Genomic DNA, 844 nt, shown 5'->3' with positions numbered 1-844 from the left:
GCTTAGGAGTTAAACTCATTATTGGATCCCCTTTATCTTCTAAAAAATAGTTTTTGAATAATATTTATTGATTGCTTAAAGACATTTTATTCCTTCAAGATGGACTATCTCCACTGCCTTTATTTTCCCACAAAACCCTTGTTGTGAAACATCGAATAAAGATAATTATTCTTATCAAGATTCATCGGTGTTCATACCCTTATGTAAATTAACCATATCATAATTGTTTCGATGGAGGCAACTTGCCAACTTTGGAAGCATTAAAAGAAACATTTTGTCAAGAGAGCTCGAGAAGCGCTATGTTTAGGGTAAGTTGTTATACTACTTCATATACATAAAAGGAGGAGTTAATTAAATGGCTAAGTTATTTGATGAATATACTATTAAAGATGTAACCTTTAAAAACCGTATCGTTATGGCGCCTATGTGCCAGTATTCAAGCCACAACAAAGATGGTCAAGTAGAAGATTGGCACCGTATCCATTACCCCACTCGAGCAGTCGGCCAAGTGGGATTAATTATTTTGGAAGCAACGGCTGTCCAACCTGAGGGTCGAATATCTTCAGAGGATTTAGGAATATGGAGTGACGATCATACAAAAGGGTTAACAGAACTCGTCAAATTAATGAAACTAAATGGCGCAAAAACTGGGATACAACTTGCCCATGCTGGTAGAAAAGCTACAGTGGATGATGCTATCTTTGCCCCTTCCCCTCTAGCGTTTAACGAGCACTATAAAACCCCAAACGAAATGACAAAAGAAGATATTGCCAATACAGTTAAAGCCTTTAAGGAAGCAACCGTGCGTGTAATTGAAGCTGGATTTGATGTTATTGAACTACAT

The 844-nt window shown here is 37.0% G+C and carries 1 protein-coding gene; it reads left to right on the top strand.

Annotated features, from left to right (window positions below; translation table 11 throughout):
* Positions 1-355: 355 nt before the first annotated feature.
* The coding region (locus tag AC1DOS_RS20370) for an oxidoreductase (protein WP_477538943.1) at positions 356-844 on the top strand (489 nt) is incomplete at its 3' end.

The sequence above is a fragment of the Paenisporosarcina sp. P5_A11 genome (assembly GCF_056400705.1).
Note: the sequence above shows the minus strand (reverse complement) of the source record. Positions and strands in the feature narration are given on the sequence as shown.